Origin of the sequence: Streptomyces sp. NPDC047886, from assembly GCF_043204435.1 — a bacterium.
In the GTDB taxonomy this organism is placed as follows: domain Bacteria; phylum Actinomycetota; class Actinomycetes; order Streptomycetales; family Streptomycetaceae; genus Streptomyces.
In genome coordinates this window covers 161,155-180,762 of the sequence record NZ_JBIDCF010000004.1, presented here as the reverse complement: position 1 = coordinate 180,762, position 19,608 = coordinate 161,155, and the positions used below count along the sequence as shown (strand labels likewise).

Here is a 19,608-nt window from a genome sequence, read left to right as displayed (position 1 = left end):
GGGCGGCCCGCCACGCGGGTGAGCGGGCGGCGCCGCGGGGTGTCAGCGCCAGCTCTCGGCGTACTGGTCGCGGTAGTAGCGGCGTTCGGCCCGGTCGGACCACAGCCACCGTACGGCGGACAGCGCGAGCAGGCTGAGGCCGATGGCCACCAGACCGGGCACGAGGTGGGGGTGGTCCACGATTCCGGTGACCGTCCTGCTGCCCGTGCCGCCCTGGGCGATCGCCTCGGCCGCGGCCGGCGGGGGCCCGGGGGCGGCGGGTACGGCGGGCGCGGACGGTGTCGCCGTGGCGGCGGTGTCCCCTGCCTGGCGGCCGCCGTCGATGATCCGTACCCCGAGGGCGGCCAGCGCGGTGGTGACCGGTTGGAAGAACGTCATTCCTCCTGTGGCGCAGTCCCCGCTGCCGCCCGATGTCACCCCGAGTGCGAGGCCCTGGGCGAGCAGCGGGCCGCCGCTGTCGCCCTGTTCGGCGCAGACCGTGGTCTGGATCAAACCCCGCACGGTGCCTTCGCGGTAGTTCACCGTCGCGTTCAGCGCCGTCACCCGGCCCGTGCGCAGGCCGGTGGTGCTGCCGCTGCGGAAGACCTGCTGGCCGACGACGGGGTCGGCGGCGCCGACGATCCTCACCGCCCGGCCCTCGCCGATGTCCACCGCGTTGGTCCCGTCGAAGGAGGCGGCGTCCTCGTACCGGACGAGGGAGAAGTCGTCTCCGGGGAACCGGCCGGCCACCGTGGTGCCCAGCCGCTCGGCGCCGCCGGCGTCCGTGAACCAGGAGGTGCCGACGGGGCCGCAGTGGCCGGCCGTCAGAACGAAGTTCTCCCGGCCGTTCGTGACGTTGAAGCCGGCCGAGCAGCGGCCGCCGCCGTTGAAGAGGGGGGCGGCTCCGTCGAGTCGGGTGGTGAAGGACCCGCCCGTGCGTTCCATGTGCGCGGGCCCCCCGGCCCGTTCCGCCACCCGGGACATGCGTGACCAGTCGTCGGTGGAGACGGTGGTGTCGGCGTACACCCGTACCCGGTTGGCCGCGTAGTCCACGACCCATGCCGTGCCGGGCACGCGGGGCGCCCGCTCCAGGGTCTCGGTGGCGGCCTGGAGGTCCCGCATGCTGTAGCGCTTCACCTCGGCGCGCGCCCCGGCGTGCCGTACCTCGGCCGCCGCCCTCGCGTCGGTCACCGCGACGACCGGCCGTCCCTCGGCGTCGATCCAGCTGCCGGCGGTACGGGACGGGCCGAGCCGGGCGACCAGGCCCGCCGCGACGCCGGCGGGCCGGGGCTCGGCGGCCGTGGCGGTGCCGTGTACCGGTGGCTCGCCCGCCACGGCGCCGGAGACCAGCAGGCCACCGCAGAGCAGGCCGCCGACGGCCCCCAGTCGAATGATCCGCCGCAGGTGGTGTCGCCCGTGCCTCATCCATGGCCCCCATGGCCGTCCGTGCCCGCACGCGCTGCTCCGCCCGAGGGGCCCCGTGCGGCCGAGGGCCCCCCTTCCATACGGGCCGCGCGGCCGTCCGGTTCAGCGCGGCTCCCTCACGCGGCTCCGGGTGGTGCCGTGCGGCCCCGGGGCTACGCTGATGGATGAGCAGCTTCACCAGGGAGCCCTTCACCAGGGAGCCGACGTGCCGGATCTGCCCCTGTCGGCGGTGGGGTACGCGGGTGTGCTCCGGGAACTGTTGCCGATCGCGCTGTGGCGGACCGACGCGCGGGGGCGCATCGTCGAGTGGTCGCTGGCCGCGCAGGAGCTGCTCGGCTATCCGGCGGAGCAGCTCCTGGGCCGGGACGTGATCCCGCTGCTGGTTCCGGAGGCCGACCGGGAGCTGGCCGACCGGGTGGCGCGGAAGGTGCGGGCGGGTGAGGCGGTGGTGGGAACGCTGCCGGTGCGGCACCGGGACGGCCACGGCGTACCGATGGAGATGTGGATCTGCCCGGCCGCGGACCCGGACGGGGGTACGGGCATCCTCACGATCGCCGTGGAGACGTCCGCGGTGCTGGCCATGCGGGACGCGCTGGCGGCGCTGGAAGGTCTCTTCACGCAGTCGCCGATCGGGCTGGCGATACTCGGGCCCGATCTGCGGTTCCTGCGGGTCAACGACGCGCTGGCCCGGATGAACGGGGTCTCGGCGGCCGAGCATCTCGGCAGACGCCTCACCGAGGTGGCTCCTGGAGTCAACGCGGCGGCGCTGGAGAAGGCGATGCGGGAGGTCCTGGAGAGCGGTGCGGCGATGGTGGACGTCCGCCGTACGGGCCGTACCCCGGCCGATCCCGAGCACGACCGGACCTGGTCGTGCTCGTACGCTCCGCTGCTCGACAACGCCGGCCGGCGGCTGGGGGTGATCGCCTCTCTGATCGACATCACCGAGGGGCAGCGGGCGCAGGTCGAGGCCGAGCGGGCGCGGCATCGCTTCGCTCTGCTCGCCGAGGCCGGCACGCGGATCGGCACCACTCTGGATCTGCGCCGGACCGCGGAGGAGGTGGTGGAGGTGCTGGTGCCCCGGCTGGCCGATTCGGCGGACGTGCAGTTGCTGGCGCAGGTGCTGGACCCCGACGAGAGCGGTGCGTCCACGAAGGGTGTGGTGCGTCGGGTGGCGGCCGCGTTCCCTCCGTCCGCGCCCGCCGGGAGCCTGGCGGTGGGGCTGACCTTCCAGGTCCCGCTGGGTTCGGTGTACGAGCGGGTCATCGCCGAGGGGCGGCCGATGAACCTGTACCGGGCCGACATCCCGGCGCTGATCGCCGATCCCGGCGCGGAGCGGCTGCGTACGTACCTGAGTACGCGTGTGGGTTCCGCGCGGCTGGTCCCGCTGGTCGCCCGGGGCAAGGTGCTGGGGGCGGTGGTGGTCACGCGGGGCCGTGACCGGGAGCGGTTCGACGAGCAGGACCTCGTGCTCATCGACGAGCTGGTCGACCGTGCGGCGCTGCACATCGACAACGCCCGTATGTACACCTCGCAGCGGGAGGCGGCCCTCACCCTGCAGCGCAGCCTGACGAGCGGCGTCCTGCCGGAGGTGACCGGTCTCGAACTGACCGGCCGCTACCTCCCGGCCAGCGACCACGAGGTGGGCGGTGACTGGTTCGATGTCGTCTCCCTGCCGCGCGGCAGGACCGGACTGGTCATCGGTGACGTGATGGGGCACGGGATCCACGCGGCGGCCGTCATGGGGCAGCTGCGGACGGCGGTGCGCACGCTGGCCCGGCAGGACATCCCACCCGACCGGCTCATCGGTCACCTGGACGCCGCCGTGGCGGATCTGGGCGAGGACGAGATGGCCACCTGCGTCTACGCGGTCCACGACCCGGCTGTCGGCGGCTGCCTGATCGCGCGGGCCGGGCATCCGCCGCCGGCGGTGGTCGATCCCCGGGGGAGGGTCGCGTTCCTCGACGGCGCTCCGGGCACGCCCCTGGGCGCGGGCGGGGGCGGCTTCAGGACCGAGCGGGTTCCGCTGCCTCCTGGCAGTCTGCTGGTGCTGTACACGGACGGCCTCATCGAGGCCCGCGGCAGAGACCTGGACCAGGGCCTGCACCAGCTCGCGCAGGCGCTGCGGAAGCTCGACCACCCGTTGGAGGACATCTGTGACCGCATCCTCGGCCGGCTGCTGCCCTCCGCCGCGCAGGACGACGTGGCGGTGCTCCTCGCCAGGACACCGGGTCCCGGCGGCGCGGCGAACGGCACGGAAGGAGGAGTACAGCGATGGACACACCGGTGACGGCGTTCAGCGAGGGTCCTGAGGACCCGTTCGCGGTGCGGCGTGCCGCCTCGGCGGTGCTGGACGGCCGCGGGCACGTCGTCGGCTGGAGCGAGCGGGCGCGGGAACTGCTCGGTTACGCGTCCGATGAGGCGCTCGGGCGGGCCGCGGTCGGTTTCCTCGTCGACCCGCGCGACTACGGCGTCGTCATGGAGGCGGTGTCCGTCTGCGTCCGCGACCAGGGCTGGTTCGGCGTCGTGCCCGTACGGCACCGTGACGGCCGGCGGGTGGAGCTGGGGTGCCGGATCCGTGGGGTCACCCGGGGCGGCGGCCGTCCGGACGAATGGTTCCTGGTGGCCGCGCCCGCCGAGGAGGTGATCCAGTGGGAGACGGACAGGTCCGTCCTGGACGGGCTGTTCCGCCGCTCCCCCATCGGCCTGTCGGTGCACGCCGAGGACCTGAGCATCCTGCGGGTGAACCGGGCGATCTCCAAGTTCAGTGAGCTGCCGGTCGAGCGGCACCGGGGACTGCGCATCGGGGACTTCCTGATCCAGCAGGACACCGACTCCGTGGAGCGGCAGATGCGGGAGGTGCTGGAGACGGGCCGGTCCTCCATCGCCACCGAGCTGCCCTGCCGGCTGAACCGGGACCCGGGCCGTGAGCTGGTCGTGTCCGTATCGGCGTTCCGCATGGAGGACCCGTCCGGCCGGATCCTCGGCGTGACACAGACCATCGAGGACGTGACCGAACGGTACAGGGCCCGGCGCCGGCTCGCCCTGCTCAGTGAGGCGGGCGCCCGTATCGGGACCACGCTGGACGTGGCGCGGACCGCGCGCGAGCTGGCCGATGTGGCGTCCCCGGACATCGCCGACTGTGTCTCGGTGGATCTGCTGGAGCCGGTGCTCCGCGGTGAGGAGCCGGTGCAGGAGGTGCTGGGGCCCCTGTGCCGTACGGCGGTCCGCAGCACGCTCCATGACGACGCGGACGTGATGTATCCGGTGGGTCACACGACCCACGTTCCGGCGGACAGTCTGCAGGGGCGGTGCCTGGCCGAGCGGCGTCCGCTCCTGGACGCCGGTCTGGAAGGGGCGTCCAGGTGGCTGGCCATGGACCCGGAGCGGACGGAACGCGCCCTGGACCTGGGCACCCATTCGCTGATGGTGGTTCCGCTCGTCGCCCGGGGGCTCGTGCTCGGCCTGCTGAGTCTGTGGCGGTCGCGACGGCTCGAACCGTTCGAGGAGGACGATCTCAAGGTCGCCGAGGAGTTCGCCTCCCGTGCCGCCGTCAGCATCGACAACGCCCGGCGCTACACCCAGCAGCACGCGGCGGCGCTCACGCTGCAGCACAGCCTGCTGCCGCACGAGGTGCCCGGGCATCCGGCGGTCGAGGTCGCCCACCGCTATCGGCCGGCCGACGCCGCGTCCGGCGTCGGCGGTGACTGGTTCGACGTCATTCCGCTGTCCGGGGTCCGGGTGGCACTGGTCGTCGGCGACGTCGTCGGGCACGGCATCCACGCGGCGGCCACCATGGGCCGGCTGCGGACCGCCGTGCACACCCTGGCGAACATGGACCTGACCCCGGACGAGGTCCTCTCGCACCTCGACGATCTCGTGGACAGGCTGGCCGCCGAGCAGGAGCCGACCGACGAACGGTCGCCCCAGGTCATCGGCGCCACCTGCCTGTACGCGGTCTACGACCCGGTCTCACGCCACTGTGTCCTGGCCCGTGCCGGTCATCCCGCGCCCGTGGTGGTGGCACCGGACGGGGACGTACGGCTGGTCGACATGCCGGCGGGTCCGCCGCTGGGCCTGGGCGGGCTGCCGTTCGAGTCGGCCGAACTGACGCTGGACGAGGGCAGCCTCCTGGCTCTCTACACCGACGGCCTGATCCAGGCCCGGAAGCGGGACATCGACGAGAGCCTGGCGGATCTGTGCGGGGCGCTGGCGGCGCCCGCGCGTTCGCTGGAGGAGACCTGCGACGTGGTGGAGGGCGCCCTGCTGCACGACCGCGCCACCGACGAGGCCGCCGACGACGTGGCGCTGCTCGTCGCCCGCACCCGGGTGCTGGCGGGGGAGAAGGTGGCCACCTGGGAACTGCCCGGCGAGGCCGGCGCCGCCGCCGAGGCCCGGACGCTGACGGCGTCGCAGCTGTCCGTGTGGGGTCTGGACGAGATGGTCTTCACCACCGAACTGATCGTCAGTGAGCTGGTCACCAACGCCTACCGGTACGGAGGCGGTCCGATCACCCTGCGGCTCATCCGGGACCACCATCTCATCTGCGAGGTGTCCGACAGCAGCAGCACCTCCCCCCATCTGCGCCGGGCCCGCACCACGGACGAGGGCGGTCGCGGACTCTTCCTGGTGGCGCAGCTCACCGAACGGTGGGGCACCCGGTACACGCAGGAAGGCAAGACGATCTGGACGGAACAGCCGCTGCCGTAGGCGCGGGACGAGGGCCGTCAGCGCGGCGGCAGGCGGTGCAGGCGGACGTCCCGCAGCGTTCCGTCCACGGCGACGGCGGTCATGCAGGTGGGGTGGGGCTGGCGCCTGCGGTCGGTCGGGGAGCCCGGATTGAGCAGCCGCAGCCCGCCGGGGGCGGTGCTGTCCCAGGGGATGTGGCTGTGCCCGAACACCAGGACGTCCAGATCGGGGAACCGCTCGGCGCACCTGCGCTCACGTCCCCGGGCCGGACCCGTCTCGTGGACGACGCCCAGGCGTACGCCCTCCAGCTCCGCCCGCGCCACTTCGGGCAGCCGGCTCCGCAGCTCCGGGCCGTCGTTGTTGCCGTACACACCGATGAGGCGCCGGGCCCGCGCCTCCAGCAGGTCCAGGACGGCCACGTCCACCCAGTCGCCGGCGTGGACGACGACATCGGCCCGGTCGACCTCATCCAGCAGTTCGGGAGGCAGCCGCCGGGCACGCGTGGGCAGGTGGGTGTCGGACGTGAGCAGCAGGCGCACGGGTCACCTCGCGGGGCTCGGACGTGCACGGTCGACGGCCCTGGTTCCCGCGTGGGCGGGACCAGGGCCGTCGGCGCGCGAGCACGATCCGCCGGACACGCCCTACGGCAGGGGCTCGATGTCCCCGGCGGCCATACCGCTCTCCTGCTCGCTCTGGGACCGGAGCCGGCGGGCCTTCTCCTTCAAACGCTGCCGCTGCTCCGGATCGGTGGCCCGCTCGGCCGCCTGGTCCAGCTCCTGCGCCTTCTCGCGCATCTGCCGGAGCCGCCCCCGGAGGTCATCTGGAACGCTCATGGCCTGGCTACTCCTTCGGAACCCGGTGTGCTTCTTCGAGGCGCCGCGTCGGCGCCCCACCAGCGAAGCAGGCGCGCCCCGCCTCCGCATCCCGAACCGGCGGTCTCCGCGCGTCCCGAACGGGACCGCCGCCGTCTCCGCGCCCCGAACCGGCTCGCCCGGACCGACTCGGGGCACCGCTCCCGCGCGGTGCCCGTCCGCTCAGGGGACACCGCTTGAATGATCGAAACACCAGGGGGTTAGCATATGAGCGCCGCCTAGCTCGAAAGATAAATCTGTGACTGTCAACGACGACTCGTTCACTAACTGGAAGACCCGCGAGGAGATCGCGGAGTCGATGATCCCGATGATCGGGAAGCTGCACAGGGAGCGGGACGTCACCGTCCTGCTGCACAGCCGCTCCCTGGTGAACAAGTCGGTGGTCAGCATTCTGAAGACCCACCGATTCGCCCGTCAGATCGCCGGTGAGGAGCTCTCGGTCACCGAGACGCTGCCGTTCCTGCGGGCCCTCACCACGCTCGACCTCGGCCCTTCGCAGATAGACATCGGCATGCTCGCCGCCACCTACCGGGCCGACGACCGCGGTCTCTCGGTGGAGGAGTTCACCGCGGAGGCCGTCGCCGGTGCCACGGGCGCCGACCGGGTCGAGCGCCGTGAGCCGCGCGACGTCGTCCTGTACGGCTTCGGCCGCATCGGCCGCCTCGTCGCCCGCCTGCTGATCGAGAAGACCGGCTCGGGCAACGGCCTGCGGCTGCGCGCCATCGTCGTCCGCCAGGGCGGTGACCAGGACATCGTCAAGCGCGCCTCGCTGCTGCGCCGCGACTCCATCCACGGCCAGTTCCAGGGCACGATCACGGTCGACGAGGCGAACAGCACGATCGTCGCCAACGGCAACGAGATCAAGGTGATCTACGCCAACGACCCGTCGGAGATCGACTACACGGCGTACGGCATCAAGGACGCCATCCTCATCGACAACACCGGGAAGTGGCGCGACCGCGAGGGCCTGTCGAAGCACCTGCGCCCCGGTGTCGAGAAGGTGGTTCTGACCGCCCCGGGCAAGGGCGACGTCCCCAACATCGTCCACGGCGTCAATCACGACACGGTCAAGCCGGACGAGCAGATCCTCTCCTGCGCCTCCTGCACGACCAACGCGATCGTGCCGCCGCTGAAGGCGATGGCCGACGAGTACGGCGTTCTGCGCGGCCACGTGGAGACCGTCCACTCGTTCACCAACGACCAGAACCTGCTGGACAACTACCACAAGGCCGACCGTCGCGGCCGCTCGGCGCCGCTCAACATGGTCATCACCGAGACCGGTGCCGCGTCGGCTGTCGCCAAGGCGCTGCCCGACCTCAAGGCGCCGATCACCGGCAGCTCCATCCGCGTGCCGGTGCCGGACGTCTCGATCGCGATCCTCAGCCTGCGGCTCGGCCGCGAGACCACCCGCGACGAGGTACTCGACTACCTCCGCAACGTGTCGCTGACCTCGCCGCTCAAGCGCCAGATCGACTTCATCAGCGCTCCCGACGCGGTCTCCAGCGACTTCATCGGCTCGCGTCACGCCTCGATCGTCGACGCCGGCGCCACGAAGGTCGACGGCGACAACGCGATCCTGTACCTGTGGTACGACAACGAGTTCGGCTACTCCTGCCAGGTCATCCGCGTGGTCCAGCACGTCTCCGGGGTCGAGTACCCGACCTACCCGGCACCGGCGGTCTGACCTCGTCCAGGCAGGCGCTCACGGGGTCCGCGAAGGGCGCCGTGAGCGCCGTCGGCCGCCGGCCACGGTCGGCGGCTGCCCTCTCGGCCCCCGCCACCCCGGTAGGCCGCCCCGGCCGGGCGCCCCGCGCCCGCCGACCGGGGCGGTCACCGCGTCAGCGGTGCGTACACCACACCCAGCTTGTCGATCTCACTGCCGGAGCGGCCCGTGAAACCGACGATCCGCCAGCCCTGGGGCGCCGTGAACGTCACGGCGTCCGAGGTGGCCGCGCCCGCGCTCAGCGTGCGCCCCGCGTCGGTGCGGAACACGGCCGAGAACACGCGCGTACGACCGTCCTTCTTGCCCCGGGTGAGCCGCACGGAGGTCAGGTGCTCGCCGGGCGCCAAGGTGAGCGAGGCGGCGGTGCCGCCCGTACCGCCGTGGGCCAGGTGCGTACCGCCGTCATGGGTGAGGGAGACCGCGTCGAGGCGGGAGCCGCCGCGCAGGGTCAGGGAGCGCGGCGACACGGCCGCCGGCAGGTCGTCGGCGTCGTTGAAGGCGGTGCCGTGCGGGCCGCCGAAGAAGTCGCTCGCGCGCAGGTCCGCCGGGAGGGACCAGGAGAAGCCCACCCGGTGGGGGTAGTGGTCGGACAGGTGCCTGCCGGACGGATCGAGGAACGCCCTCCACTCGTTGGCGTACGCGGTGGCGGTGAGGTTCACCAGCCGGCTGCCCCGGTAGAGGACCTTGTCGACGACCTCGCAGTCGTTCGTGGGCGCGGCCGCGTCACAGACCAGGGCGTCGCTGCCCGCGGCGGGGGCCGAGCCGCCGCGCACCAGCCGCACCCAGGCGTCGGTGAGGCCGTTGTCGTTCACCAGCGTGCGGATGTTGTCGCCGGTGCGGGTGTAGCGGGTGTTGGTGTCCCCCATCACGATGACCGCGTTGCCTGACGACCGGGCCCGGATGAAGTCCGAGAGCTGCTGGATGTTGGCGCGGCGGGCCGCCATCGCCGCTTGCGTGGAGTCGGCGTTGGCGTGCACGTTGTAGAGGTCGATGAACACGCCCTCCGCCAGCCGGACCCGGGCGAGCGTGAAGCCCTTCGGCGTCAGGCAGTCGGCGTTGGTGCAGGCGTTCCAGTCGACGCGCTCGAAGTCCTCGAACGGGTACGAGGAGAGGGTGTTGAGGCCGTCGCCGATGCCCGCGCCACCGCTGGTCGCCGTGCGGTGGGGGTGGTTGTCGTTGGCGTACAGCGACGCGTGGTAGTTGAAGTCCTCCTGGACGTTGACGATGTCGTACGGCCCGAGCCGCTGCCCGATGAGCGGGGTGTTGGTCTCCGGGTCGCTGTCGCCGAGGCCGAGGGGAAGGCCCGCGATGTTGTACGTCAGCACGTCGAAGGCGCCGGACGCGGCGGATGCGCCGGGTACGGCGGATACGGCGGGCGCGGCGGCGCTCGTGGCCGCGGCGCTCGTCCCGGTGGTGAGCCCGGCCGCGACGAAAGCGCTTGCCGCGAGGGTCGCGAGTATTCTGCCGATCGGTCTCATGAGGGGTGCTCCCTGGCGAAGTGGGGGACGGGCCATCGCATGATGGTGAGCAACAGCGCAATCGCACAAGGGTAGTTGGGGAGGTTGCCGAAGAAGCGACGAGTGGCCTCGTCCAGGTCATCCACCGATCACACCCAGGTAGTTCAAGATTCACCTTTTGGCCCGAGTCTCGCTGCGTCGCCACGGCGGCACCGGAAGCAGCGGACCAGGAGGCCGAAGTGAGTCAGAGGCATCACCACCACGGGCAGGGACACCCTCACCACCACCGGCACGACGCCGCGCCGCCCACGGGCGATCTGCCGCCCGCGTTCGACACCTCGGTCCCCGACGAGGCCCTGACGCCCGCTCAGCTCTCGCGCCGTTCGATGCTGCGCCGTGCCGGACTGCTCGGCGCCGGCCTCGGCGCGGGCAGTGTGCTCGCCGGTGCCACGGCCGGCACGGCGACCGCTGCCGACACCATCTCCCCCACCGCCGGCCCCGGCGCCACCGCGAGCCTCGGCCGCAGGCGCGACGGCTTCCTCTGGCTGGCCGGCGACCACCACATCCACACCCAGTACAGCGGCGACGGCAAGTACCGGGTCGTCGACCAGGTCCGCCAGGGCGCCCGGCACGGCCTCGACTGGATGGTCATCACCGACCACGGCAGCGAGACGCACGCCAGGATCGGCGTCGAGAAGGTCAACCCGGACATCAAGGAGGCTCGGGCCGCCCACGAGGACGTCCTGGTCTTCCAGGGTCTGGAGTGGAACATCCCGGCCGCCGAGCACGGCACCGTCTTCGTCCACCCGGGAAGGAACGAGGTCGCGGTCCTCAAGGAGTTCGAGACCTCGTACGACGGAGGCGTACGCAAGGCCACCGCCGGCACACCCGCCAACGAGGCCCTCGCCATCGCGGGCCTGAACTTCCTCTCCGAGCAGGTCCAGCGGCGCCGCGTCAGGGACGTCCTGATGCTCGCCAACCACCCCGCCCGCAAGGGCATCGACTCACCGCACGAGATCCGCGCCTGGCGTGACGCCACCGCCTCCGGCCGGCAGATCGCCGTCGGCATGGAGGGCGCGCCCGGCCATCAGGCGGCCGGCATCCCCGCCGGCCTCGGCATGGGCCGTGCGCGCGGCCTGTACGACGGGAGCCCCGGCGCCAACTCCTTCCCCGGCTACCCCCTGGAGAGCTACCGCACCTGGGGCGGCTTCGACTGGATGACCGCCACCGTCGGCGGACTGTGGGACAGCCTCATCGCCGAGGGCAGGCCCTGGTGGATCACCGCCAACTCGGACTCCCACAACGTGTACGCGGACACCGCGGTCCGCGGCCCGAACAGCGACTTCGCGGCCAACGGCAGGTACGAGGACCCGGTCTACGGCGGCGGGGTCGATCTGACCGAGGGCGACTACTGGCCCGGCCAGTACAGCCGCACCCACGTCGGCGCCGACGGCTTCTCGTACCGGGCGGTGATGGACGGCATCCGCGCCGGACGCGTCTGGGTCGACCACGGGCAGCTGATCAGCGGACTCGACGTGCGTCTCGTCGGTGGCGGGCGGTGGGCGCCGCTCGGCGGCGCCCTGCACGTCAAGCGGGGCACGCGCGTCACGCTCAGCGTCGACATCGCGCTCGCCGGTGCCGCCAACTGGGCCGGGTTCGTGCCCCGGCTCGCCCGCGTGGACGTGATCCAGGGCGATGTCACGGGCGAGGCCCACGACAGGGACACGTTCACCGCGCCCACCGCCAGGGTCGCTCGGTCGTACGAGGTCGGCAGGGCCTCCGGCTCCGTCCGCCTCACCTACGCGCTCGGCCAGGTCGACCGGCCGATGTACGTCCGGCTGCGCGGCACCGACGGCAACCGCTCCGCGACCGGCCTCATGGGCGCGGCCGTCGACCCGGCGGGTCCGGCGATCGACGTGGTCGGCGACGCCGACCCGTGGCGCGACCTGTGGTTCTACTCCAACCCGGTGTGGGCCCTGCCCTCATGAACCCGCACGGGCACCACGTCGTCGGCGTCGACGCGGGCACCACGGACCTGGCCGGCGCCGACCGTCTGCTGCACACCCTGGCGGCCGGACTCGCCCTTCCCGGCGGTACGTTCGGCTGCACCCACCCGTACCGCGAGGGCCGGCCGCACCTGGCGCTGTCGCTCGCCGTACCGACGCGGCGGGCGGCCATCGCCGTGTGGGAGGAGCTCGCGCGGCACCCGTACGGCGTGGTCCTGGGCGCCCGCCGCCACGGACCCGCCGACCTGGTCGCGGGTGCCGCGCACGCGGCCGCCGAGCACACGGCGCGCACGGCGGGCCGCGCCGTCCTGTTCCCCGGCGTCGACGCGCTGACCGGCACCCTGACCGTCGGCGCACTGCTGGCCGCCTCCGCCGTGGAGCTGGTCGCCGTGCTCGGCGCACCCGGCGCACCAGACCCTCGGCAGCCGGTCGCCACCCGTGACCACGTACGCCCCGAATGGCGGGACGGGCGACTGGTGCTGGCCACGATGCCGGCGGCGGGCGGCGTACTCGTACCGTTCGAGGTGCCCGACCCGACCCCGTGCTGCGCCGACCACTGACCACCGGCGGAGCCCGCCCGACCAACCGGGCGGCTCACCGGGGTCCACCGAGCACACCGGGCTCACGGGTCTCACCGGGCTCACCGGGCTCACCCGGGCTCACGGGGTTCACCGGGGCGGCGAGGTCCGTCCCGCCCGGCATCGACCCGAGTGCCGCAGGGTAGGAACGGTGCGCATGACGGAACGGGCCGGTGAGAACGGCACGACAGGGGGCGGACGACGCGGGTACTGGTCACGGTGGTGGACGAGGCGCCCGGTGACGCGGACGATCTGCTGAGCTGGCTGCTGGAAGACCCGGACGGCGCCCAGGCCGATCCGGGCTCTCACGGGCGGAAGCCCGGAGCAGATGGGGGGCGGGGAGTTCATCCTGGCGGTCGTCAACACGGCGATCGCACTGGGCGGTTTCCTCGTCACGAGCGCCACGTGGCTGGACGCCCGCCGCGACCGCGCGGCGGAGGGGCGGCGGCTCCACATCGAGCGCAGCGGCAGCCGCAGGGCCGTCACCATCGACGGCGCCGGCCCTGAGCAGATCGAACGGGCCTTGCGGGAACTGCTCCGCCCCGACGAGGACGCGGCGGGCGGGGAGGGCGGGGAGTTCCGGTTCCTCGACCCCGCGTTCCACCGGGGGCCTTCCTCGGAGACTCTCGCCGAGCTCCTGACCCAGCTCAGAGAACTCGTCGGCAGCCACGGCGTGGCGTAGCGGACCGTGCCGCACCGGGCGGTGTGCGCATCCGTCGCTGATGGCGTGCCGGCCGAGTCGCACCGGCCTTGAAGGTGTCCCGACGCGGCTGGGTCTGGACCTGGCTGCCGCCAGGGCGGCACCGGCGGACATCCGGTCGGGCCCGGCATTCAGGCACGACGCCCGAGATCGCCCCATTGACGGCGGCCCTCCGCGCGGTCGGCGTCTCCACGCGGTCGGCGTCTCCACGCGGTCGGCGTCTCCACGCGGTCGGCGTCTCCACGCCGTCGGCGTCTCCGCGCGGAGCGAGGGGCGGAGGCTGTCGCCCGGTCCGCCGCCCGCCTCCGAACGGGCGAGCGCGTTCGTGCCGTTCCGGCGGTGGCGGGGCTCGTCGGGCGTGGGCGGTTAGGGTGGCGGTCCCGATCGGCGAGGTGCCGCGCATGCCCCACACGTTCACCGCTGACTTCTCCTCAGCCGCCCAGTGGGTGGCGGGGCGTTCGTGGGCGTATCCGGGTGGTGGACCGGTCAATCCGGGCGACGGCAAACTGGACCACCTCGTCGATGACCCGTTCTACTGCCGGGGCGGCGTCTTCCGGGCGTCACGCCGGGCCGACGGGGCCTGGGACGCGGGGCTGCTGACCACCGAGGAGTCCCCGGAAGGCTTCATGGTGCGTACGGGGGACGTGCTGGAGACCCGCGTCCGGCTGGCCCGCGCTCTGGGGGCGTGGCCCGCGATCTGGACCTGGCGGGACGGGGGCCAGGAGATCGATGTCTTCGAGTACCACCCGGACAACCCGGACGTCCTGGAGCTGTCGAACCACGTCGGGGGAGGCGGCCACTACTACCGCCACCCGTGCGTCGCCCCCGGCGCCTGGGTGGATCTGCGGGTCTCCTTCGGTGCCCGGTCGGTGGTCTGGTGGGTGAACGGCCGACGGGCCTTCGCGGACGGCACCGGCGTGGGCGCGGACTGGAGCGGCTACCTGATCGTGAACCTGTCCGTGTCGGCGGGCGTGCACCACCCGCCGCCGGAATCCGATGTGACCGACATGTCGTTCCGGGTGAGGCACCTGCGCGTTCACCGAACGGAGCCTGCCCGGCGGGCACGGCGTACGCCTGTGGGGAACGGGCGGGTGAGATAGCCGCCCGCTGGGCGCGACTGCGCCCGGCCTGCTGCCAGGCCGGGCGCTCTTCTCGCCGGGGAGGGGTCAGGAGGCGTTGCTGTCCGCCGTTGCGGGGGTGCCTGCCAGGATCATCGGTTCCACCTCTTCGTAGCGGCGACGCTGGTCGTCCGCTTCCCGGTGGTCCAGGACCGTGGCGAGCCAGCCGGCCAGGAAGCCGAGCGGGATGGAGACGATGCCACTCGTCGTGAACGGGAACCAGTTGAAGTCCCGCTCGGGGAAGATGGACTGCGGCGATCCGGACATCAGGTTGCTGCCGGCCATCAGGATGAGCGCGGCGGCCGTGCCCACGATGAGGGTGGCGAGCAGCCCCCTCCGGGTGTAGCGGCGCCAGAAGAGGCTGTAGACGAGCGCCGGGGCGATCGCGGAGGCGCCCACGCAGAAGGACAGGGTCAGCAGCGCCTGCAGGTTCAGATGCCGGACACCGGCCGCGATGGCGATCGCGACGAGACCGACGCCCGCGGTCGCGGCCCGGGCGATGGCCATCTCCGTGGAGTGCTTCAGGTCGGCGCCGCGCAGCCCGTGCGATACGAGGTCGTGCGCGAGCGTGTTGGCGCAGGCCAGGGTGATCCCCGCGACGGAGGCGAGCAGGGTCAGGAAGATCGCCGTGGCCACCGCCGTGAACAGAAGCGTCTCGACGCCGTCCGGATCCACGCCCACGAGCGCCTGGCTGACCATCAGGAACGCGGTCTGGCCCTGCGGGTCTCCGGCGACGAGGCCCTTGTGGCCCACGATCGCGGCCGCCCCGAAGCCGATCAGCGCGAGGAGCAGGCAGGTGACGACGACGGTGCCGACGGCCCAGGACATCGAGCGCCGCACGGCCGTCGCACTCCGCGAGCTGAACATGCGCATCGTGATCTGCGGCAGCACCGCCGCGCCCAGGACGATCGTCAACTGCGTGCCGATCATGTCGAGGTCGTCGTCGCCGAACTGCAGCCCGGAGGCGAGGTACGCGTCCCCGAGGCCGCTTCCGCTCTTGGCGGCGTCCAGCAGCGCGGGCAGGCTGAAGTCGAACCGTTCGAGGACGAGTCCCGCGATGACGGTGGCCGCGCCGAGCAGGACGACGGTCTTGACGATCTGGATGAACGCGGTGCCCTTCATCCCGCCGATCGCCGCGTACGCGATCATCAGCAGTCCGAGGAACACGATCGCCCCGGTCTTGAAGCCGTCGGCGTGGAAGCCCAGGACGACGGCGAGCAGCTCACCCGCGCCCGCGAGCTGGAAGATCACCAGCGGCAGCAGCGCGGCGAGCGTGACCAGGGTCGAGGTGATCCGCACGACCGGGCCGGGGGCACGGCGCGTGAAGACGTCGCCCATCGTGAACCGACCGGCGTTGCGCAGAGGTTCGGCGAGCAGGAACATCATCAGGACCAGCGAGAGCACCGTGCTCAGCGTGAGCGTGACGCCGTCGAAGCCGAGCAGCGCGATGATGCCGATCGTGCCGAGCACGGTGCCGGCCGAGATGTAGTCGCCCGCGATGGCGAGCCCGCTCTGCACGGGCGACAGGGAACGGTAGCCGGTGTAGAACTCGCCCAGGTCGCCGTGGTCGGGCCCGGTCATCACACACACCAGCAGCGTGACGGTGATGACCGCGATGAACGCGACCAGTGACATGGTCTGCGCGCCGGAACTGAACTCGGTCACGACCGGACACCTCCGGTCGTGCCGTCGGACCACTGCCACTGGTCCGGGTCGGCCCGGTACCCGGGATCGTCCGCCCACGAGCCGCGGTGGGCTGCGGGACCACCGGCGGCCTGCGACGCGCGCGACCACTGCGACGCCTGGGGCCCCTGGGATCCCTGGGACCGCTGGGACCCCTGCGAGGCGTACGAGGCGTGCGGTGCCTGCGAGGCGGGGTTCCGAAGGGTCTCCGCGAGCGAGTCGACGCGCCGGCGTGCGATGCGCTCGTACAGCGCGATCGCCGTGAGCGCCACCGGCAGCTGGCAGAGCCCCAGCACCAGGCCGATGTTGAGGCCGCCGGTGAGTTCGCTGGTCATCAGCCCGGGTGCGTAGGCGGAGAGCAGGAGGAACAGGACGAAGTACCCCAGCGCGGTGAGCGTCGAGACGCGGCGCAGCCTGCGGTATCCGGAGCGGAGCGCGTCGAGGTCGGCGTCGCGGCGGGGCGGCGCGGGCGCGTCCTGGCGCTGCGGCGCGGGCGCGTCCTGGAAGTAGGAGGCCGCGTCTCGGGTATGGCGGGAGGGCGGCGGATCGGGGAAGGGTCGTGGGTACGACATGGACGTGCTGCTCCTAGCCGCCGTTGGGGGCAGGCGGGCGGGTGGGTGCGTGCGGTTTGGTCCGCGCATGTTACTCACCGGTAGAGAGTCGGCGTAAGAGGGGTTCCACCGACTGGACGGCGGGTTCGGTGAAGATCCCGGGCAGGCGGGCGGAGGCCCGACATCGCGCTCGGGCGTACGGGACAGACAGCGGGGCCCGGTCACCCCCGCCGCCGCACCCCACCGCCCCGCGCCGGGACCACCACCGCGCCGCCTCACGCCCAGCGCACACGCCCCCGGCACGCCCGGCCCGCCCGGCACACTCGCCCGCCTGCCACACGCGGCCCAGCTCGGCCCCGCCCGGCACACTCGCCCGACCCGCCCCACACGCGGCCCGCTCGGGCCGCTCGGCACACTCGCCCGACCCGCCCCACACGCGGCCCGCGCGACCCGCTCGGCACGCTCGGCACGCTCGGCACGCCTGGCACGCCCGGCACGCTCGGCACGCCCGGCACGCCCGGCACGCCCGGCACGCCTGCCACACGCGGCTCGCTCGGACAGCAGCGTCCGGCGTCAGCGGCCCCTGCGTACTCGGGCCGCCGCGCGGGCTTCCGCGGCCTTGCGGGCCTCGGCGGCTTTACGAGACTCCTTCGCGGGGCGGCCGGGGCGGGTGCCGATACCCCGGAAGGGCGCGTTGCCGCCACCGCCCTTCGCCCCGGCCGGCGGGCGCCGCGCCCCGGTGATGGCGGTCAGCTGCTCCTCGCCGGAGCGCACCTGCGTGACGGTCGGCCGGATCCCGGCGTCGGACATCATCCGGTTCACCTCGCGCCGCTGGTTCGGGGTGACCAGGGTGACCACGTTGCCGGACTCCCCGGCGCGCGCCGTGCGCCCGCCGCGGTGCAGATAGTCCTTGGCGTCGGCCGGCGGATCGACGTTGACCACCAGGTCGAGCGCGTCGATGTGGATGCCGCGCGCCGCGACGTTGGTGGCCACCAGTACGGTGACCTCCCCGTCCTTGAACCGGGCGAGCGTGTGCGTACGCTGCGGCTGCGACTTCCCGCTGTGCAGGGCGGCGGCCCGTACGCCGCTGTCCCGCAGATGACGGGTGAACCGGTCCACGCCGGCCTTGGTCTCCAGGAACATCAGCACCCGGCCGTCGCGCGCGGCGATCTCGGTCGCGGTCGCGTACTTGTCGGCGGCGTGGACGTTCAGCACATGGTGTTCCATCGTGGTGACCGAGCCCGCCACGCGGTCGACCGAGGCGAGCACCGGGTCGTGCAGGTGCCTCCGCACCAGCTGGTCGACATCGCCGTCGAGCGTGGCCGAGAACAGCAGCCGCTGCCCGTCGCGGCCGACCTGATCCAGGATGTCCGAGACCTGCGGCAGGAATCCCAGGTCGCACATCTGGTCCGCCTCGTCCAGCACCGTGATCCGCACACGGTCCAGGTGGCAGTCCCGGCGCGACACCAGGTCGACCAGCCGCCCCGGCGTCGCGACGACCACGTCGGCGCCGGTCCGCAGCAGCGCCGACTGCCGGTTGATCGACAGCCCGCCGACCACCGTCGCCAGTCGTACCTTCAGCGCCTGGGCGTACGGCGTCAGCGCGTCACTCACCTGCTGGGCGAGTTCCCGGGTGGGCACCAGGACGAGTGCGAGCGGCCTCTTCGGCTCCGCCCGCAGGCCCGCCGTCCGGACGAGCAGCGCGAGTCCGAAGGCGAGCGTCTTACCGGAGCCTGTCCGGGCGCGGCCGAGGACGTCGCGGCCGGCCAGCGCGTGGGGCAGGGTCGCCGCCTGGATCGGGAACGGCTCCCGCACCCCCAGATCGATCATCGTCCGCAGCAGTTCCGGCGGCAGCCCGAGCCCGTCGAAGGACTCTGCCCGCGGCAGCTCCGGGGGCGCCGTCAGCGGCGCCGGGAGTTCACCGTGCGGTGCGGTCGCCCGTGCGGGCCTGTCGGCACGGGACTGCTCAGGGGGCGGCGGCTTCGCGTTCATGGGGAACCTTCCTCGGTCGGGCGCCCGGAACGCGGCGGGGCCCGTACCTTCTGGTACGGGCCCCGGCGGTATCGAAGCGTGCACGGATTTTACCAGCGCGCACTCACGCACCCGCCCCATCCCCGCCCGTCCGCCGTCGCCCGGCCCGCACACGCACTCCGACGGGACCGTCGGAGCCGCCGTACGTCCGACCCGAAAGGGCTCGGCCCGAGAGAAGCACCCGGCGCGACAGGACCAGATACAGAAGGACGGGGCGCAGAACGGACGAGGCCCGGTCGGGTTGCCGGAACAGCGACCGGGACCGGGCTCTCGTCGGACTCGTCGGACTCGTCGGACTCGTCGAACTCGTCGGACTCTTCTCTCCATACCCACGCGTAAACGGGAAGGGACCAATACCTACGCGATACCTACGCGTACACCGGGAAGGGAACCCGGAGCCTGGTCCACGACTTCTCTCCCGGCCAGCCGTCCGCGTCCGCACCCTTGTACCCGAGCTTGCGCTGCCACTTGGCGTACGAGTCACGGTGCTGCGTGGTCCATTGGGACGGCGGGCCGCCGGGACCGTATGCCGAGCAGCCCTCTTCGATGAGACGAACCCCCATCATGCTGATGATGGGGCTGTTCGGTTGCGTCTTGAACCACGCGGCTCCCGGGAACGGAACATAACCGAGCTGGTCCTGCCTGACGATCAGCCGCTGGCCGATCTTGATCTTGTTCGGGTCGGGGATGTTGTTCCACGCCTGCAGTTGCTCGACCGTGGTACCGAACCTCCGGGCCAGTTCGTACAGCGTGTCCCCTGTCCTGACTGTGTAGTATCCGCCTTCTGATTCCATGTTTT

15 protein-coding genes are annotated in these 19,608 nt (G+C 72.6%); 7 read left to right on the top strand and 8 right to left on the bottom strand.

The features are described 5' to 3' along the window. Nucleotides 1-42 precede the first annotated feature (42 nt). Nucleotides 43-1,404, bottom strand: coding sequence for a S1 family peptidase (locus ACGF5U_RS15790; protein ID WP_392714590.1), 1,362 nt, complete (start codon nucleotides 1,402-1,404; stop codon nucleotides 43-45). A gap of 205 nt (nucleotides 1,405-1,609) precedes the next feature. Between ACGF5U_RS15790 and ACGF5U_RS15785 the strand changes: the two genes are divergently transcribed. Both ACGF5U_RS15785 and ACGF5U_RS15780 read left to right on the top strand, forming a co-directional pair. Further along, nucleotides 1,610-3,691: a SpoIIE family protein phosphatase gene (locus ACGF5U_RS15785; protein ID WP_392714589.1), complete on the top strand. Its 2,082-nt coding sequence runs from the start codon at nucleotides 1,610-1,612 to the stop codon at nucleotides 3,689-3,691. Then, entirely contained in the window at nucleotides 3,676-6,111 is a 2,436-nt protein-coding gene (locus ACGF5U_RS15780; protein WP_392714588.1) for a SpoIIE family protein phosphatase, read from the top strand. The genes ACGF5U_RS15785 and ACGF5U_RS15780 overlap by 16 nt, the downstream gene beginning before the upstream one ends. Nucleotides 6,112-6,128: 17 nt before the next feature. Here ACGF5U_RS15780 and ACGF5U_RS15775 read toward each other — a convergent pair whose 3' ends face one another. Further along, entirely contained in the window at nucleotides 6,129-6,629 is a 501-nt protein-coding gene (locus ACGF5U_RS15775; protein ID WP_392714587.1) for a metallophosphoesterase family protein, read from the bottom strand. 102 nt (nucleotides 6,630-6,731) lie between these two features. Then, nucleotides 6,732-6,923 (bottom strand): DUF6381 family protein, encoded by a 192-nt coding sequence (locus tag ACGF5U_RS15770; protein ID WP_392714586.1) that lies wholly within the window; start codon nucleotides 6,921-6,923, stop codon nucleotides 6,732-6,734. Between the two features lie 277 nt (nucleotides 6,924-7,200). On the opposite strand from ACGF5U_RS15770, the gene ACGF5U_RS15765 reads away from it, so the two are divergent. Next, nucleotides 7,201-8,646 (top strand): glyceraldehyde-3-phosphate dehydrogenase, encoded by a 1,446-nt coding sequence (locus tag ACGF5U_RS15765; protein WP_392714585.1) that lies wholly within the window; start codon nucleotides 7,201-7,203, stop codon nucleotides 8,644-8,646. A gap of 146 nt (nucleotides 8,647-8,792) precedes the next feature. On the opposite strand, the gene ACGF5U_RS15760 is transcribed toward ACGF5U_RS15765, so the two are convergent. Beyond that, complete coding sequence (locus ACGF5U_RS15760; RefSeq protein WP_392714584.1) at nucleotides 8,793-10,163, bottom strand: jacalin-like lectin; 1,371 nt, start codon at nucleotides 10,161-10,163, stop codon at nucleotides 8,793-8,795. Nucleotides 10,164-10,381: 218 nt separating this feature from the next. Between ACGF5U_RS15760 and ACGF5U_RS15755 the strand changes: the two genes are divergently transcribed. From ACGF5U_RS15755 to ACGF5U_RS15740, 4 genes are all read left to right on the top strand, one after another. After that, a complete protein-coding gene (locus ACGF5U_RS15755) occupies nucleotides 10,382-12,130 on the top strand; it encodes a PHP domain-containing protein (RefSeq protein ID WP_392714583.1) in 1,749 nt (582 codons plus the stop codon). After that, complete coding sequence (locus ACGF5U_RS15750) at nucleotides 12,127-12,708, top strand: hypothetical protein (protein ID WP_392714582.1); 582 nt, start codon at nucleotides 12,127-12,129, stop codon at nucleotides 12,706-12,708. Before ACGF5U_RS15755 ends, ACGF5U_RS15750 begins: the two co-directional genes overlap by 4 nt. Before the next feature lie 313 nt (nucleotides 12,709-13,021). Further along, nucleotides 13,022-13,408, top strand: a complete 387-nt coding sequence (locus ACGF5U_RS15745) for a hypothetical protein (RefSeq protein WP_392714718.1) — start codon at nucleotides 13,022-13,024, stop codon at nucleotides 13,406-13,408. 419 nt (nucleotides 13,409-13,827) lie between these two features. Next, a complete protein-coding gene (locus ACGF5U_RS15740; protein ID WP_392714581.1) occupies nucleotides 13,828-14,526 on the top strand; it encodes a beta-glucanase in 699 nt (232 codons plus the stop codon). Nucleotides 14,527-14,592: 66 nt separating this feature from the next. On the opposite strand, the gene ACGF5U_RS15735 is transcribed toward ACGF5U_RS15740, so the two are convergent. The 4 genes from ACGF5U_RS15735 to ACGF5U_RS15720 all read right to left on the bottom strand — a co-directional run bounded on the left by ACGF5U_RS15735 (nucleotide 14,593) and on the right by ACGF5U_RS15720 (nucleotide 19,603). Then, entirely contained in the window at nucleotides 14,593-16,179 is a 1,587-nt protein-coding gene (locus ACGF5U_RS15735; protein ID WP_392714717.1) for a cation acetate symporter, read from the bottom strand. 26 nt (nucleotides 16,180-16,205) lie between these two features. Next, nucleotides 16,206-16,799 (bottom strand): DUF485 domain-containing protein, encoded by a 594-nt coding sequence (locus ACGF5U_RS15730; protein ID WP_392714580.1) that lies wholly within the window; start codon nucleotides 16,797-16,799, stop codon nucleotides 16,206-16,208. Nucleotides 16,800-17,351: 552 nt separating this feature from the next. Beyond that, nucleotides 17,352-18,770, bottom strand: a complete 1,419-nt coding sequence (locus tag ACGF5U_RS15725; RefSeq protein ID WP_392714579.1) for a DEAD/DEAH box helicase — start codon at nucleotides 18,768-18,770, stop codon at nucleotides 17,352-17,354. Between the two features lie 407 nt (nucleotides 18,771-19,177). After that, nucleotides 19,178-19,603 (bottom strand): peptidoglycan-binding protein, encoded by a 426-nt coding sequence (locus ACGF5U_RS15720; protein ID WP_392714578.1) that lies wholly within the window; start codon nucleotides 19,601-19,603, stop codon nucleotides 19,178-19,180. Nucleotides 19,604-19,608: the final 5 nt, after the last annotated feature.

What these genes read in the sequence shown, in the direction of transcription:
- ACGF5U_RS15790 (WP_392714590.1), bottom strand. Translation starts at nt 1,404, where the DNA reads ATGAGGCACGGGCGACACCACCTGCGGCGGATCATTCGACTGGGGGCC.
- ACGF5U_RS15780 (WP_392714588.1), top strand. Translation starts at nt 3,676, where the DNA reads ATGGACACACCGGTGACGGCGTTCAGCGAGGGTCCTGAGGACCCGTTC.
- ACGF5U_RS15770 (WP_392714586.1), bottom strand. Translation starts at nt 6,923, where the DNA reads ATGAGCGTTCCAGATGACCTCCGGGGGCGGCTCCGGCAGATGCGCGAG.
- ACGF5U_RS15760 (WP_392714584.1), bottom strand. Translation starts at nt 10,163, where the DNA reads ATGAGACCGATCGGCAGAATACTCGCGACCCTCGCGGCAAGCGCTTTC.
- ACGF5U_RS15750 (WP_392714582.1), top strand. Translation starts at nt 12,127, where the DNA reads ATGAACCCGCACGGGCACCACGTCGTCGGCGTCGACGCGGGCACCACG.
- ACGF5U_RS15740 (WP_392714581.1), top strand. Translation starts at nt 13,828, where the DNA reads ATGCCCCACACGTTCACCGCTGACTTCTCCTCAGCCGCCCAGTGGGTG.
- ACGF5U_RS15735 (WP_392714717.1), bottom strand. Translation starts at nt 16,179, where the DNA reads ATGTCACTGGTCGCGTTCATCGCGGTCATCACCGTCACGCTGCTGGTG.
- ACGF5U_RS15730 (WP_392714580.1), bottom strand. Translation starts at nt 16,799, where the DNA reads ATGTCGTACCCACGACCCTTCCCCGATCCGCCGCCCTCCCGCCATACC.
- ACGF5U_RS15725 (WP_392714579.1), bottom strand. Translation starts at nt 18,770, where the DNA reads ATGAACGCGAAGCCGCCGCCCCCTGAGCAGTCCCGTGCCGACAGGCCC.
- ACGF5U_RS15720 (WP_392714578.1), bottom strand. Translation starts at nt 19,603, where the DNA reads ATGGAATCAGAAGGCGGATACTACACAGTCAGGACAGGGGACACGCTG.